Below are 15,893 nucleotides of genomic sequence, written 5' to 3'. Positions count from 1 at the left end.
GACCGTGACAATCAAACTGACAGATCGACAGCAACAAATCCTGGATCTCATCCGTGAGGCACTGACAAGTACTGGATTTCCTCCTACTCGCGCGGAGATCGCTCAAAAGCTCGGTTTTAAATCGGCCAATGCTGCGGAGGATCATCTCAGGGCGCTGGCGCGCAAAGGCGTCATCGAGCTGACTGCTGGAGCATCACGTGGCATTCGTTTGACCGAAACTGCTGCAGAGTTTCATTCGGATTCTGATCACGACCTAGAGTCGTCAGCCAATCTCGACAGCGCTGACGATCAAACGCGTGTACAAACCTCGCGCACTCAACTCAGCACACTACCCGACATGGGGCACACGCTGGTTCCTCTAGTGGGACGCGTTGCAGCAGGCTACCCGATGCTAGCCGCGGAAAATATCGAAAAAGAAATTTCCGTTGATCCAAACCTATTTGAACAAAAGCCCGATTACCTACTAAAAGTGAAAGGCTTGAGCATGCGTGATGTGGGTATTTTGGATGGTGACCTGCTGGCCATTAAAAAAACGAGTGATGCACGCAACGGACAGATTATCGTTGCCCGCATTGACGATGAAGTCACTGTCAAGCGTTTAAACAAAAAGGGTAATCACATCGAACTTCTTCCAGAAAATCCCGATTTTGATCCGATCGTGATTCAACCAGGCCAAGACTTCTCAGTTGAAGGGATTGCCTTGGGTCTTATTCGCAATACCCCACTGCACTGATAGAAGGAGCTTTTTAGTGGCTCAAAGTTTGACAAGAATGTGTCAAGCTTTTAATTGTCCCTCCATCTTTCCAGTGCGCGACGATTACGTTTTGTAGGACGACCAGCAATGTCCTGAGAGGGTTCACTGTAAAACCGCCTATTTTCTGCGGCAGTTTGCCGGGTCAGCAAACTTTCCGGTGTCTCTTCATAAAGAAGTCTTGCAAGTGGTGCAGATTTTCGCTGCTCACTAATTCCCTTCACGACGAGTTCGAAACGCTCCTGTTCCCGACTGATCTTTAGGCGCTCGCCAACTTTAATTAAACGAGCGGGTTTAGCCCGCTCGTTATTGACGAGAACGCGACCAGTATCGATCGCGCTCACGGCCAAGGTACGTGATTTAAAAAAGCGGGCTGCCCAGAGCCACTTGTCAAGGCGAACCGAATCAACAAAAACTTGCATGAATCAGTCCACAATCACCTAGTGCTTGATCACGGGATCCGTTGTTGCAGTTGTTTCCGTTTTTGCCACAACCTCCTTGGCAATGACAGTCTCCTCAGGAAGAGGTTTTGTTGGCTCAGAAAGCGCAACCTCCAACACCTTGTCAATCCAGCGAACCGGCACGATTTCCAGATGATTTTTCACATTATCTGGAATCTCTGCCAAATCCTTGACGTTTTCCTCAGGAATGAGCACCGTCTTGATTCCACCACGATGCGCAGCCAAAAGCTTTTCTTTGAGCCCGCCAATTGCAAGAACTTCGCCCCGCAGCGTGATCTCACCCGTCATGGCTACGTCCGCCCGCACAGGAATATGTGTCAAAGCAGAAACAATCGCGGTGGTGATGGCGATACCAGCAGAGGGGCCGTCTTTAGGTGTAGCGCCTTCAGGAAAGTGGACGTGGATGTCACGTTTTTCAAACACGGAATCCATGATGCCCAATCTCGCTGCACGAGCACGCACCACACTGCGGGCAGCTTCGACAGACTCTTTCATCACATCGCCAATCGAACCCGTGCGTTGAATCACACCTTTACCAGGCATGTCAGCCACTTCAATCGTGAGCAAATCACCACCCACCTCAGTCCATGCCAAGCCGGTTACCTGGCCAATCTGGTTTTCCTTTTCAGCCATACCAAAATTGTAACGACGCACACCAAGGTAGTCGTTCAAGTTTTCTGAGGTCACCACAACCTTCGCAACAGGCTCGGACGATTTTGTCGCCTTTCTTTCCTCGTTTTCAGCGAGAAGCTTCTTGACAACTTTGCGACAAATCTTACCGATGTCGCGCTCAAGTGAACGTACACCAGCTTCGCGTGTGTAGTAACGAATAATGTCACGAATCGCTGACTCTTCTACCACCAGCTCTTCGGGCTTGACGCCATTATTCTTCATGACTTTTGGAATCAAATGATCCATCGCGATATGTATTTTTTCATCTTCGGTGTAACCCGACAGACGAATCACTTCCATACGATCCAACAATGCTGGAGGAATATTCAAAGTATTGCTTGTCGCGACAAACATTACATCGGAGAGGTCAAAATCAACCTCAACGTAGTGATCTTGAAAGGTATGATTCTGTTCGGGATCAAGCACCTCAAGCAATGCTGACGCTGGATCACCACGGAAGTCCATGCCCAGTTTATCGATCTCATCGAGCAAGAAAAGTGGATTGCGCACTGCAACTTTGGACATGTTTTGCAAAATTTTTCCAGGCATCGAACCAATGTAGGTCCGTCTGTGTCCGCGAATTTCAGCTTCGTCACGCACGCCACCCAAGGCCATGCGTATGAACTTACGATTCGTCGCTTTTGCAATCGATTGACCCAAGGAGGTCTTTCCAACCCCTGGTGGGCCGACCAAACACAGAATCGGAGCTTTTACCTTGTCAACGCGCTGTTGCACAGCAAGATACTCAAGGATACGCTCTTTAACTTTATCCAAACCGTAGTGATCATTGTCGAGGACGCTTTCAGCATTAGGAATGGAGTTGTTAACCTTACTCTTTTTGCGCCAAGGTAAGGCGATCACTGTATCAATGTAATTGCGGACAACAGTCGCCTCTGCCGACATGGGCGACATGAGCTTGAGTTTTTTAAGCTCACCATCCACTTTCTTGCGAGCATCTTTTGGGAGATGAGCTGCTTCGATTTTTTTCTCGAGCTCTTCAATGTCAGCGCCCTCTTCGCCTTCGCCAAGCTCCTTTTGAATCGCTTTAACCTGCTCGTTCAAATAGTAATCACGCTGGCTTTTTTCCATCTGCTTTTTGACGCGGCCACGAATACGCTTTTCAACCTGCAGAATATCAATCTCAGTTTCAAGCTGAGACAACAACGCCTCAAGTCTCTCAGAGGTCGAAATGATCTCGAGCATCTTTTGTTTCTGCTCGAGTTTAAGAGGCAGATGGGCAGCGATCGTATCTGCCAGGCGACCTGCATCATCGATACCAGCAAGAGAGGTCAAAATCTCTGGAGGAATCTTTTTATTTAACTTTACATACTGTTCAAACTGACTCACGATTGCGCGGCGTAAAGCCTCGATCTCCGCTCCAGTAGTTGCATCTGGAGCAATCGGCACCAACTCAGAGGTGAAATGTGTGTCAGCGTCCTGAATGCTCGTGACACGCGCACGTTGAGCACCCTCAACTAACACCTTGACGGTGCCATCGGGAAGCTTGAGCATTTGGAGAATAGTCGCCACACAGCCAATTTCATAGACGTCATCAGGGGTAGGATCGTCTTTTCCAGCTGATTTTTGTGCGGCAAGCATAATACTTTTACCCGCTTCCATCGCGGCTTCAAGTGCGCGAATCGAGCGTGGGCGCCCCACAAAGAGGGGGATAACCATGTGTGGAAACACGACAACGTCGCGTAACGGCAACAAGGGCAAATTAATGGGGTCAGAAGGCAAGGTCTGATGTCCGGACATGATGTCCTCCTAAGAAAAACTCGGCAAATCCTATAGGGCGGCCGATACAAAGCCCGTGTTTCTACGAATAGCTTCGTTATTGGGACAATAGCCTAAATTTCAAGTTAGATACCCCTATAAAAGCAAAAGCCCCTAAGAAGGGGCTGGGAACTTCAAGTGCAGGAGGCTTGAGACTCCCCACACTCCAACTCCTTAAAGCAATTAAGCAGCAGCATCCCTCAGACCAGGTTTTTTCGCTTCGGGTTTTGCTTCATTTTCATCAGCATATACCAACAAAGGTTTACCCTCGCCAGAAATTGCAGATTCATCAAGCACAACACGTTTGATATTACCCTGTGTTGGCAACTCATACATCGTATCCAGTAGTGCGGACTCAAGTATTGAGCGCAAGCCACGCGCACCTGTTTTGCGTTTAATTGCCTTGCGGGCGATTGCCTTGAGCGCATCGGGGCGAATTTCTAGTTCCGCTCCTTCCATGGCAAATAGCTTTTGAAACTGTTTGACGACTGCGTTTTTAGGCTCAGTCAAGATTTGCATCAAAGTTTCTTCGTCGAGCTCTTGCAAAGTCGCAATAACAGGCAAACGTCCGACCAGTTCAGGAATCAAACCAAATTTGACTAAATCCTCAGGCTCAACCTCGAGAAATGTATCACCCGTCGAACGTTCGACTTTCGACTCGACTGATGCGCCAAACCCAATGCCTGAGCGTTCAGTACGATTTCGAATAACTTTTTCTAAACCGTCGAAAGCACCACCAACGATAAAGAGAATATTTGTCGTGTCAACTTGTACAAAGTCCTGGTTAGGGTGCTTACGACCGCCCTGGGGAGGAACGGAAGCTACAGTTCCTTCGATGAGCTTTAGCAAAGCCTGCTGAACACCCTCTCCAGATACATCACGCGTAATGGAGGGGTTATCTGCCTTTCGGGATATTTTGTCGATCTCATCGATATACACGATGGCGCGCTGAGCTTTATCAACCTCATAATTACAGTTTTGCAGGAGCTTTTGAATGATGTTTTCAACGTCCTCACCTACATAACCCGCCTCAGTGAGTGTCGTCGCATCAGCCATCACAAAAGGAACATTAAGCTGTCGCGCAAGGGTCTGGGCGAGCAGTGTCTTGCCGGAACCCGTTGGGCCAATCAGCAAGATATTGCTCTTTGACAACTCAACGCCATCACCCTTGATCTCACCATGGCGCAAGCGTTTGTAGTGGTTATACACAGCAACCGCCAGCACTCGCTTAGGTGCGGTTTGCCCGATCACATATTGGTCTAAAAAGGCTTTGATCTCAGCGGGTGTAGGCAAATCAGTCTTGATCGACTCCTTTGCGCTCGCTTGGGCTTCCTCACGGATGATGTCATTGCATAAATCAATACACTCATCACACACAAACACTGAAGGACCCGCGATCAGCTTGCGAACTTCATGCTGCGCCTTGTTGCAAAATGAACAATGCAAGACCTTAGTCGGTGCAGATCCTTTAATTTCGGACATATCGTTCCTGTCGGTCATAGGCCGGAGTGTCTATTAAACAGAATCCGCGCGTGAAGTCAGTACTTTATCGATCAAACCATATGCAACAGCGTCTGGTGCCGACATGAAGTTGTCTCGCTCAGTATCGATTCCGATACGCTCAACTGATTGGCCAGTGTGTTCGGCAAGCATCTGGTTTAAACGCTCGCGCAGATCAAGAATCTCTCTGGCCTGAATCTGAATATCAGAGGCTTGGCCTTGGGCGCCGCCTGAGGGCTGATGAATCATGATGCGGGAATTGGGCAAGGAAAAGCGCTTGCCCTTTTGCCCGGCAGCCAATAAGAAAGCTCCCATGCTTGCAGCGAGACCCGTGCAGAGCGTGGAAACCTCTGGTTTGATAAAACGCATGGTGTCGTAGATCGCCATGCCAGCGTATACCGATCCACCAGGTGAGTTGATATAGAGCGCGACATCCTTGTCAGGATTTTCAGATTCTAAAAACAACAATTGCGCCACCACCAAATTGGCGGAATGGTCATTAACCGGTCCCACCAAAAAAATCACGCGCTCTTTGAGCAGGCGTGAGTAAATATCATAGGAGCGCTCACCACGGCCCGATTGTTCGACAACCATCGGTATGTAACCAAGCCCGGTGGGTGTGACAGATGCGCCACCGTGCATGGATGCATAAAAATCGGTAAAACGTTGCATTTAGGTTGTTCCCATCACTTGATCAAAGGGCACCTGCTCGTCTTCGACCTGAGCCTGAGCCAGCGCATGTTGGACAACGTTGTCCTCAAGCACGATGCCCTCGACCTCAGAACGGCGAGCACGATCTGAAAGATAGTAGCTCACAACTTCAGCAGGCTTTTCATAATTGGCAGCAAACTCCTCAATGCGAGCGCGAACCTGCTCAGGCTTAGCCTGGAGTTGCGCTTTTTGAACGAGCTCAGACACCAGCAGTCCTAAGCGTACACGACGCTCGGCTTCAGCGGTAAAAGCATCAGCGGGAATAGGCATTTTGTCAGCATTGGGTACACCACGCTGTGTCAACTCGGCACGGGCAGCTTGCACGCGCGCCTGACACTCGCTTTCAACGAGAGATTTTGGTACGTCAAAGCTTGCGGCGCTAATCAAAGCGTCCATGACACTGTTTTTGGTGCGTGCAAGGGTACGGGCTTTGACTTCGCGCTCAATATTGCCGCGAATATCTGCCATCAATTTCTCTACATCGCCTTCTGTCTGACCCAAGGATTTAGCGAACTCTGCGTCCACAACGGGCAAAATAGGCTCGGCAACTTCTTTAACCTTGATCGTGAACTCAGCTGTCTTACCAGCAACGTCCTTGCTACCGTAATCAGCTGGGAATACCAAGGTGAACACCTTAGACTCGCCGGCTTTCAAGCCGCGCACGGCCACTTCAAACTCGGGCAACATTCGGCCCTGACCCAATACAAAGGGGAAATCCTCTGCCTTGCCACCATCAAACGGCACGCCTTCGATCGTGCCAGCAAAATCCAACGTGACACGGTCCTCGTCAGTCGCTGCGCGACCTTCGCGGGCAACATACTCAGCACGCTGCTTGCGCAGGATGTCCACAGTGCTTTGGACTTCTGCGTCTCCGACAGGCGTCACGGCACGTTTGATTTTGAGCGTTGACAAATCGGGAAGGGTCACCTCGGGGTAAACCTCGAATACTGCGTAAAACGCCAAAGTACCCTCAGGAGTCCCCTCAGTCTTGGGCTCAAGCTTGGGGGCACCAGCGATACGTAAACCGGAGGCTTCGATAGCCTGCTCAAACGCCTGACCGACCTTACTGTTGATCGTGTCATAACGAATACCGGCAGCATGGGTGCGCTCAAGCATCGCCATTGGAACTTTTCCAGGACGAAAACCAGGGGCTTTAGCAGTCCGGGACACTCGCTTGAGTTCAGCCTGAACAGCTTTTTCGACGTCGGCCAACAAGACCGAGATTTCAATGCGGCGCTCTAGGCCGGAAAGGGTTTCAACCACAGGTTGCATGAAAATCTACCAAACAAAGAGGACGGAAAGCGCAGCAAACAGCCCACGCCGAGTAAAGGTACGGGGTTGGTGCGAAGGGCGGGACTCGAACCCGCACACCTTTTACGGCGTCAGGACCTAAACCTGGTGCGTCTACCAATTTCGCCACCTTCGCAATAGCCAGACATTGTAGCGCACACTAGGCGGGTTTTCCGCCCCACCCTGTCGAGCAACTGGTTAAAATGTCCGAATGAATCCGCGCCTCGATACTTTACAGCCCTATCCTTTTGAAAAATTGCGTGCGTTGCTCGCGCAGTCAAATCCTGCCGCCTCGGGCTTGCGGCCAATCAATCTCTCAATTGGTGAACCCAAGCACCCCGCCCCTGACTGCGTGAAAACTGCAATCATGAACGGACTCGACGGGTTGTCTGTCTATCCTCCCACTAAGGGCGATCCCAAATTACGCCAGGCAATCAGCAGTTGGATCGGCAAACGCTACGGCATTCCCTGTCCTGACCCTGAAACACAAATTTTGCCAGCACTCGGCTCACGCGAAGCGTTATTTGCCTTTGGTCAAGTTATTCTTGATGACACGAAAGAGGGTTTGGTGGTTTGTCCAAACCCTTTCTACCAAATTTATGAGGGTGCTGCGCTATTAGGAGGCGCAACGCCTTTTTACGTCAACTCGGACCCCGCCAAAAATTTTCGTTGCGACTGGACAACGGTGCCCAGTGAAGTGTGGGCGCGCACGCAACTGTTATTTGTCTGCTCGCCAGGTAATCCAGCAGGCAATGTCATGCCTTTGTCTGATTGGAAAATCCTGTTCGAACTCTCCGATCAGTACGGTTTTGTCATTGCCTCTGACGAATGCTATTCCGAGATATATCTCGACGAGGATAATCCTCCGTTAGGTGGTATGCAGGCCGCCTATCAGCTTGGGCGTCACGACTTCCGTAATTTGATGAGCTTTTCAAGTCTGTCAAAGCGCTCCAACGTGCCAGGCATGCGTTCTGGTTTTGTCGCGGGCGATGCACAACTTATCGATAAATTTTTGCTCTATCGCACCTACCACGGTAGCGCCCTTTCTCCAGTCGTCTCTGCCGCAAGCATTGCCGCATGGAATGATGAGGCACACGTAATTGAAAACCGCGCGCAATATCGAGCTAAATTTGATGCAGTCTTGCCCATCCTACAGCCCGTGCTTGATGTCGAGCGCCCGGACGCATCCTTTTACCTTTGGGCTGGTACGCCAGGACCCGATGACAAGTTTGTGAAAGAGCTTCTCACTCACACCAATGTCACCTTGTTACCCGGTAGCTATGTCGGACGCATTGTCAATGGTGTCAATCCAGGTTTGAATCGCGTACGGATTGCGCTGGTTGCTCCACTTGCTGACTGCGTTGAAGGCGCTCACCGGATTGCTGACTTTGTTCGTCAACACTACCCAGTTACCAAGCGCTAGGAAATACTTTTCTTTATCCAAACTCTTTATTTTCGATTATTTACAGGACTGTCATGACTCTCGATCTGCAAACCACGATTGAACAAGGCTGGGAAAACCGGGCCAATCTTTCCCCCTCCGCAGCAGACGCCGCCGTACGGGAAGCTGTTGAACACACTATCGATGCCTTGGATACCGGACGTTTGCGCGTGGCTGAAAAGATCAACGGCAAATGGGAAGTCCATCAGTGGATCAAAAAAGCGGTGCTGCTGTCCTTTCGACTATATGACAACGCGATCATGGGTCAGGCTCCCGTGCAGTTCTACGACAAGGTTCCACTCAAGTTTGCCGAATACGGAGAAACCGCATTCAAAACAGGTGGTTATCGCGTAGTACCCCCTGCAGTTGCCAGACGCGGCGCTTTTATCGGCCGCAATGTTGTGCTGATGCCTTCCTATGTCAATATCGGCGCCTATGTCGATGAAGGGACAATGGTTGATACGTGGGCCACAGTTGGTTCGTGCGCTCAAATCGGCAAAAACGTTCACCTCTCGGGCGGAGTGGGCATTGGCGGCGTTCTTGAGCCTCTGCAGGCCAACCCTACTATCATCGAAGACAACTGCTTCATTGGCGCCCGCTCAGAGGTGGTTGAGGGCGTGATCGTTGAAGAAAACTCCGTGCTGGCTATGGGCGTATTTTTATCTCAAAGCACGCGCATTTACGATCGTGAGACCAAAGAAATTCACTACGGTCGCGTACCTTCAGGCTCAGTGGTCGTACCTGGTTCCTTGCCTGCTGCCGATGGTTCACATAGCTTGAATTGCGCCATCATCGTCAAGCGTGTAGATGCTCAAACGCGCGCCAAGACAAGCATCAACGATTTATTGAGAGCTTAATGATCTGCGACTTCACTAAAGAATTTTCAGGTTTAACACCGGCATGACCACAACAATGGATGGTTCTCGTGAAGCGCTTTGCAGCGTACGTGATTTAGTTCGCTACGCTGTATCGCGCTTTAACGAAAGCAAACTGTTCTTCGGTCATGGCTCAGACAATGCTTGGGATGAAGCTGTATATCTTGTTTTGCATGCCTTGCATCTTCCTCCCGATCAACTAGAGCCTTTCATGGAAGCACGCGTGTTGCCTTCTGAGCGTGAGGCCGCACTGAGTTTGATCGATTTACGATGCGAGCAACGTTTACCGGCCCCCTATCTGACGCATGAGGCATGGCTGCAAGGCTATTCGTTTCATGTCGATCAGCGCGTCATCATCCCGCGCTCACCGATCGCTGAATTGCTCATGAATCAGCTCAGCCCTTGGATTGCCGATCCTTATGAAGTAACCGGAATTCTTGACTTGTGCACGGGTTCAGGGTGCCTGGCGATCATAGCGGCGCATCAATTCCCAGAAGCCTTTGTGGATGCCACAGATATTTCAAAAGATGCACTAGATGTTGCACTCATTAACGTTGAACAACACGGATTAAAAGATCGACTCAACTTGCATCACGGAAGTCTCTACGATCCGCTCCCTGTTTCCGCACACTACGATCTGATTATCAGCAATCCTCCCTATGTCAACTCAGCATCGATGCTGAAACTCCCTCCCGAGTATCGCCACGAGCCTTCACTCGCGCTGGCAGGTGGTGATGATGGCATGGATCTTGTCAGAACGATTATTGAGCAAGCCCCCGCTCATCTGAGCGAGGATGGTTTGCTACTGATAGAAATCGGACACGAGAGACCTTACTTTGAGGCAGCATTCCCTGATTTAGAGCCTGTATGGCTTGATAGTGCAGAGGCCTCTGATCAAATTCTTCTCCTGACTAAAGAGCAATTGACACCGTGATTCGTGCTTCTGGTTTGACGGTTCGTCGCGGCACAAAGGTATTGCTCGATCAAACTGAGTTTGTGGTGCATCCCGGTGAACGCGTTGGTTTCGTCGGAAAAAATGGTGCAGGAAAGTCGACTCTTTTTGCGCTGCTTCAGCATGAAATCGAGGCGGATGCAGGCAATCTGGAAATCCCTCAAGGCTGGCGAATCGCCAGTGTGAAGCAAGAGATTGCCTCAAGCGACGATTCAGCCCGCGAATTTGTTATAGATGGCGACACCAATTTGCGTGCCTTGCAAAGCGCGCGCGCCCTGCTGACGAAAGAACTTGAAAGCAATCCCCTTGGAGCCGAAGCGCTAGGCGCTCGCATCGCTGAACTGGAGTCCGAGCTCATCGAGGCGGGAGCCTGGACAGCCGCCTCTCGTGCTGAACAACTGCTGGCAGGCCTAGGCTTTACCCCCGCGCAATGGGATCGTCCTGTTGACAGCTTTTCCGGCGGATGGCGTATGCGTCTTGCGCTAGCCAGGGCACTGATGGCGCCCTCTGAACTTCTGCTGCTTGACGAGCCGACCAATCACCTCGATCTCGATGCTATGCTTTGGTTAGAGCGGTGGCTAAGTGCCTACTCTGGCACTGTTCTTCTGATCTCCCATGACACTGAATTTTTAGACTCCGTTGCTCAAACTATTCTTCACTTTGATCAAGGCAAACTCAATCGTTACAAAGGCGGCTATCAGGACTTCGTCATTCAACGCTCCGAGCGTTTACGACAAACCAAAATCGCCTGGGAACGCCAAACCCGTGAAACTGCACGTTTGAAAGGTTTTATTGATCGCTTCAAAGCAAAGGCATCAAAAGCCAAGCAAGCGCAAAGCCGTGTCAAAGCACTGGCTCGAATGGAACAGTTGGCACCGATTCATGCGGAGTCTGGAATCGATATCCGTATTCCGTCTCCAGAACAAATGCCCGATCCTTTACTCGTCTTGGAAGATATGCAAGCGGGCTATTCAAACGAGCATGGCGAGCAGATCACGATTTTGCGCAATGTTCGCTTGATGGTCCGCGGTGGTGACCGCATTGGCATCCTCGGGATAAACGGTGCGGGTAAAAGCACACTGGTCAAAACGCTCGCGGGAGAACTTGACATTCAAGCTGGCAGCCGCAAAGCTTCTCGCGGTCTTGAAGTTGGATATTTTGCTCAGCATCAACTTGATATGCTGGACCTGGAAAGCAGTCCGCTGCAGCACCTGATGCGTCTCGCACCGACTCATCGCGAGCAAGAATTGCGCAATTACCTCGGTGGTTTCGGTTTTGGCGGAGATCGCGTCACAGATAAAGTTGAACCCATGTCCGGAGGAGAGAAAGCAAGGCTTGCGCTTTCACTGATCGTCTGGCAAAAACCTAACCTGCTGCTGTTAGACGAGCCAAGCAACCACCTGGATGTTGAAACACGTGAAGCCTTAACGACAGCACTTGCTGAGTTTGGTGGCAGCATGCTTCTTGTTTCACACGATCGACATTTACTTCGCACAACAGTAGACAGCTTTTGGATTGTTGCCGACGGCTGCGTTCAAGAGTTTGACGGAGATCTCGAGGACTACCGCGACTGGCTCGCACAACATCAAGCCCACTCGCGCAAGCAAGACAGCGCGACACGTCCGATCAGTCATATCAGCTTACCTGACAACTCCCTATGCTCAACTGGCTCTGAAGCCTCAAATACGGATCGAAAACAACAAAAACGTGAAGAGGCTCTGGAGCGTCAACGCACTGCGGCTCTACGTAAACCTTTGGATGCAAAGCTGACAAAGATCGAAAAAGAACTTGAGGACATACAAAATCAGCTCAAAGCTCTTGATACTTTAATAGCGGATTCAGATCTTTACTCGGAGGCGCGTCGCCAGGAAAGATTCAATACAATGGCTCAGCATGGGGAGCTAACCAAAAGACATAGTCAGCTTGAAGAGACTTGGCTTGAACTACAAAGCGAAATCGAACTTATCATGGCAAGCACAAGCTCTAAATAAGTGCTAGCCCTGAATGATGTCGAGTTTCGCGACACCAAGGGCCAAGGTTTTAGCACCTACGTCTCTAAACTGGATTTGGGCTTGAGCATCCATCCCGCTTCCAGACAGACCAAAAATTGTGCCTTCCCCAAAGCGGGCATGACGCACACCCTGACCGACTCGAAATTGTTGGCTTCCGACCGTCACGCCAGAAGTTGAACTACGGGCGACTGTTGGTGTGCGCAGCGTAGCGCCTTGTTTGGCATAGGCGTCAAAGTCTGAACGACTCGACTTCCATCTAGGCTCAGAGTCACTCAAGCCCTGCTTGGGCGTGAGCCATTTCAAGTGTTCTTCAGGGATCTCAGAGAGAAAACGGGAACGCATGGCGTAACGTGTCTGACCGTGAAGCATACGACTCTGAGCCAGACTGAAGTAAAGGCGTTCGCGCGCACGCGTGATGGCCACATACATCAAGCGACGCTCTTCTTCAAGACCCGACTGCTCAAGAATACTGTTTTCGTGCGGAAACAAGCCTTCCTCGATACCTGTAATAAACACAGCATCAAACTCGAGACCTTTGGCAGCATGAACTGTCATCAGCTGCACAGCATCTTGTCCAGCTTGTGCTTGATTATCTCCAGCTTCAAGGGCAGCATGAGACAGGAATGCCATCAGTGGTGACAAACCATCAAAGCCTTCTTGCATTGGATCTTGAAGACCGGCTTTCTGAACAATTTCCCCAGCTGGCAAGCCACCCATGTCAGACTCTGCCACAAACGCAGCGGCAGCAGTGACGAGTTCACGCAAGTTTTCAATGCGATCCGCGCCTTCACGATCGAGCTGATAATGCGCAATCAGACCACTATGCTCAATCACGTGCTCTACCAGTTCAGGAAGAGGCAACTGACGCGTTTCCTCTGACAAGCGTTGTATCAGCATTGAGAACTGAGCAAGATTAGAACCGCCTTTACCAGGCACTCTTGCAACGGCAGCACTTAAACTCGTGTCATATGCCTTAGCCTGATCACCCAGAAGCTCCAGGGTTCTCGCGCCGATACCACGGGGCGGGAAATTGACCACGCGCATCCAAGAGGTATCGTCATCAAGATTTGCCATCAGGCGTAAGTAGGCGAGCGCGTGTTTGATTTCCTGTCTTTCGAAAAAGCGCAAACCACCATATACCTTGTAAGGCACGCCGGCGGAGAACAATGCATGCTCAATCACGCGAGACTGGGCATTACTGCGATAAAGAATCGCAATTTGACTTCGGTCACGACCATCAGAGATCAAGCCCCGAACCTCTTCAACCAGCCATTGCGCTTCAAGCAAGTCAGTGGGTTGTTCAACTACGCGAATCTGTTCGCCCTCGCCCTGCTCAGTCCATAAGTTTTTGCCGAGACGTCCGGTATTGTGACTGATAAGAGCATTAGCGGAGTCGAGAATATGTCCGAAAGAACGATAATTTTGCTCGAGTCGAATGACTGCACCCCGAGCATAGTCACGCTCAAAGTCAGCCATATTGCCAACATTTGCGCCTCGAAAAGCATAAATCGACTGATCGTCATCACCCACAGCGAAAAGATGCGCTCCCCCACCTGCAAGCAAGGTCAGCCATTTGTATTGCAGAGTATTGGTGTCCTGGAACTCGTCGACCAGGATGTGTTTAAAGCGGCGTTGATAGTGTTCACGGATCGGACTATTACGCGATAAAAGTTCGTAAGCGCGCAACAGCAACTCCGGAAAGTCAACGACGCCTTCGCGCTGACATTGAGCCTCATAAAGAGTGTAAATTTCAATCAGGCGACGACGGAAGCTATCAAAAGCCTCAATATCTGCAGGTCGTTGGCCATCCTCTTTTGCTCCATTGATGAAGCGCTGCACATCACGCGGCGGATATTTATCATCATCGATACCGTTGGCTTTGAGCAGTCTTTTGATTGCAGCGAACTGATCCGCTGTATCGAGAATTTGGAAAGCCTGGGGTAGACCAGCATCCCTATGGTGGGCCCGAAGCATCCGGTTGCAAAGGCCGTGAAACGTACCAATCCAAAGCCCACGGGTATCAATCGGCAGGATGGCAGACACCCTGGCCACCATTTCCCGGGCGGCCTTGTTAGTAAATGTGACAGCAAGAATACCGAGAGGACTCACCTGGCTGGTTTGAACTAGCCAGGCCATACGAGTCGTTAGGACCCTTGTCTTTCCACTACCCGCTCCAGCCAAAACTAGAGCGTGTTGGGCGGGTAAAGTGACGGCGGCGCGCTGAGGGTCGTTAAGCTTATCGATCATGCCGCATAGCGGCGAAGACGCAAGGCAAACTCCTCTAAGCTGGTAATACCGCTTTGCTGAGCCCGCTGACACCACGCCTGAAGGTCATGCAGCAACTGCTCGCTGGAGGCTGTTGAACTATCCCAGAGCTTTACAAGATCATGACGCATCTGGACAAGTGTCGATAACGAGTCGCTCTGAGAAATAGCCTGTTCGATACGCGCACGCTCAGCTGGAGCAAGGTTTTCCTCGCCACGTCCGAGCCAATGGGTTGCAGCTGCGAGGGCATCGGCACGGCTATCGGCTTTGGAGGCCTTTAGGCGGGCGAGCTCATCTTTGCATGCGGTCTTCATGAGACCTGTGTAACGGGCCAAAATCTCGTAACGATGTGCAATCACGCCCTGCAAGGTTCGTAAATCCACGCCAGCTTTGCCGTTTGCTTCAAGACGAAGCTTAGGCGCGACTTTTTTCACCTTGGCCAACCCAAGAGCCTTTAGCCCCAAAATGTAGATCCAACCAATATCCAATTCGTACCATTTACTGGAAAATTTTGCTGAAGTGCCATGGGCATGATGGTTATTGTGTAGTTCCTCGCCACCAATCAAAATTCCCCAAGGGAAGACATTTGTGCTGGTGTCGGGACTGGCGAAATTACGATAACCCCAGTAATGACCAATACCGTTTACTACGCCAGCTGCCCAGAAAGGAATCCAGGCCATCTGAATCGCCCAGATCGTCAAACCGATCGAGCCAAAAAGCGCGACATCAATGATCAACATCAAAATAATGCCTCGGGCGCTGAAACGCGCGTAAACATTGCGCTCGAGCCAGTCGTCAGGCGTACCATGTCCAAATTTAGACAAGGTTTCTGCGTTTTTTGACTCGTGCCGATAGAGCTCAGCGCCGCTAAATAAAACTTTACCAATGCCATAGATCATCGGTGAATGCGGATCGCCATCACGTTCGCAACGGGCGTGGTGCTTGCGATGAATCGCCACCCATTCCTTGGTCACCATGCCTGTGGTCAACCAAAGCCAGAAACGGAAAAAGTGCATCACGGCAGGATGTAAATCCAAACCACGGTGCGCTTGGCTACGATGCAGAAAAATGGTGACGGCAACAATCGTTACGTGGGTCATCCCCAGCGTAAAGAGTACAACCTGCCACCAGTTTGCCTGTAGCAAACCGCCTGCTGCAAAAGAAATGATGTCGTTCATGTATGCGTC

At 50.7% G+C, this 15,893-nt stretch carries 12 protein-coding genes and 1 tRNA gene; 5 read left to right on the top strand and 8 right to left on the bottom strand.

Annotated features, from left to right (window positions below; genetic code table 11):
• Nucleotides 1-4: 4 nt before the first annotated feature.
• Nucleotides 5-733, top strand: coding sequence for a transcriptional repressor LexA (lexA, locus tag QWY27_RS02175; protein ID WP_290194288.1), 729 nt, complete (start codon nt 5-7; stop codon nt 731-733).
• Between the two features lie 50 nt (nt 734-783).
• Here the strand turns inward: lexA and QWY27_RS02170 are convergent, their stop codons facing one another.
• The 6 genes from QWY27_RS02170 to QWY27_RS02145 form a co-directional block, all read right to left on the bottom strand.
• Nucleotides 784-1,173 carry an RNA-binding S4 domain-containing protein gene (locus QWY27_RS02170; protein ID WP_290194286.1) on the bottom strand — a complete coding sequence of 130 codons (390 nt, stop codon included), beginning with the start codon at nt 1,171-1,173 and terminating at the stop codon, nt 784-786.
• 18 nt (nt 1,174-1,191) lie between these two features.
• A complete protein-coding gene (gene lon, locus QWY27_RS02165) occupies nt 1,192-3,642 on the bottom strand; it encodes an endopeptidase La (protein WP_290194284.1) in 2,451 nt (816 codons plus the stop codon).
• 201 nt (nt 3,643-3,843) lie between these two features.
• Nucleotides 3,844-5,142 (bottom strand): ATP-dependent Clp protease ATP-binding subunit ClpX, encoded by a 1,299-nt coding sequence (gene clpX / locus QWY27_RS02160; protein ID WP_290194282.1) that lies wholly within the window; start codon nt 5,140-5,142, stop codon nt 3,844-3,846.
• 33 nt (nt 5,143-5,175) lie between these two features.
• Nucleotides 5,176-5,832 carry an ATP-dependent Clp endopeptidase proteolytic subunit ClpP gene (gene clpP / locus QWY27_RS02155; protein WP_290194280.1) on the bottom strand — a complete coding sequence of 219 codons (657 nt, stop codon included), beginning with the start codon at nt 5,830-5,832 and terminating at the stop codon, nt 5,176-5,178.
• Complete coding sequence (gene tig, locus QWY27_RS02150) at nt 5,833-7,143, bottom strand: trigger factor (protein ID WP_290194278.1); 1,311 nt, start codon at nt 7,141-7,143, stop codon at nt 5,833-5,835. It lies immediately after the preceding gene.
• 67 nt (nt 7,144-7,210) lie between these two features.
• Nucleotides 7,211-7,297: transfer RNA gene (locus QWY27_RS02145), tRNA-Leu, on the bottom strand.
• A 75-nt stretch (nt 7,298-7,372) separates the two neighbouring features.
• On the opposite strand from QWY27_RS02145, the gene dapC reads away from it, so the two are divergent.
• From dapC to QWY27_RS02125, 4 genes are read left to right on the top strand one after another with little or no spacing between them, the layout of a single operon-like run.
• A complete protein-coding gene (dapC, locus tag QWY27_RS02140; protein WP_290194277.1) occupies nt 7,373-8,584 on the top strand; it encodes a succinyldiaminopimelate transaminase in 1,212 nt (403 codons plus the stop codon).
• 53 nt (nt 8,585-8,637) lie between these two features.
• Nucleotides 8,638-9,459, top strand: coding sequence for a 2,3,4,5-tetrahydropyridine-2,6-dicarboxylate N-succinyltransferase (gene dapD, locus QWY27_RS02135; RefSeq protein WP_290194275.1), 822 nt, complete (start codon nt 8,638-8,640; stop codon nt 9,457-9,459).
• 43 nt (nt 9,460-9,502) lie between these two features.
• Nucleotides 9,503-10,411 (top strand): 50S ribosomal protein L3 N(5)-glutamine methyltransferase, encoded by a 909-nt coding sequence (gene prmB, locus QWY27_RS02130; RefSeq protein ID WP_290194273.1) that lies wholly within the window; start codon nt 9,503-9,505, stop codon nt 10,409-10,411.
• Nucleotides 10,408-12,420 (top strand): ABC-F family ATP-binding cassette domain-containing protein, encoded by a 2,013-nt coding sequence (locus QWY27_RS02125; protein WP_290194271.1) that lies wholly within the window; start codon nt 10,408-10,410, stop codon nt 12,418-12,420. Before prmB ends, QWY27_RS02125 begins: the two co-directional genes overlap by 4 nt.
• Nucleotides 12,421-12,423: 3 nt before the next feature.
• Here QWY27_RS02125 and QWY27_RS02120 read toward each other — a convergent pair whose 3' ends face one another.
• Nucleotides 12,424-14,688 carry a UvrD-helicase domain-containing protein gene (locus QWY27_RS02120; protein WP_290194268.1) on the bottom strand — a complete coding sequence of 755 codons (2,265 nt, stop codon included), beginning with the start codon at nt 14,686-14,688 and terminating at the stop codon, nt 12,424-12,426.
• Nucleotides 14,685-15,884: a DesA family fatty acid desaturase gene (locus QWY27_RS02115; RefSeq protein WP_290194266.1), complete on the bottom strand. Its 1,200-nt coding sequence runs from the start codon at nt 15,882-15,884 to the stop codon at nt 14,685-14,687. The genes QWY27_RS02120 and QWY27_RS02115 overlap by 4 nt, the downstream gene beginning before the upstream one ends.
• Between the last annotated feature and the right edge of the window lie 9 nt (nt 15,885-15,893).

The sequence above is a fragment of the Zwartia vadi genome (assembly GCF_030410375.1).
In the GTDB taxonomy this organism is placed as follows: domain Bacteria; phylum Pseudomonadota; class Gammaproteobacteria; order Burkholderiales; family Burkholderiaceae_B; genus Zwartia; species Zwartia vadi.
The sequence above is the reverse complement of the archived record's forward strand: the minus strand, read 5'-3'. Positions and strand labels throughout refer to the sequence as shown.